Source organism: Microvirga pakistanensis (assembly GCF_004458765.1).
Taxonomy (GTDB): domain Bacteria; phylum Pseudomonadota; class Alphaproteobacteria; order Rhizobiales; family Beijerinckiaceae; genus Microvirga; species Microvirga pakistanensis.
On sequence record NZ_SPJX01000670.1, the window covers coordinates 1 to 223 of the forward strand.

The 223-nt window shown below is 69.1% G+C and carries 1 pseudogene; it reads right to left on the reverse strand.

From position 1 onward, the window contains the following. Positions 1–223: pseudogene (locus E4K09_RS26320) on the reverse strand (AAA family ATPase); the annotation flags it as partial.

Here is a 223-nt window from a genome sequence, read left to right on the forward strand (position 1 = left end):
ACACGGCGAAGCACTGCACGCCGAGGCGTGCCGCCCCGTCCTCGAGGACCCTGTAGAAAGAGGAGACCCGATCCGGCGCGATCCAGCAATCGGCCTCGTCCAAGGCGAGGAAGCGCGCAACGTCCGCCTTGACGACCGCGATGAGCCGCAGCGCCATGCCGACCACGTTGGTGAGCGCGCCGCCGTTGTCCTCCAGCACATCCTCGAGCGTTCCGTCCGGGCG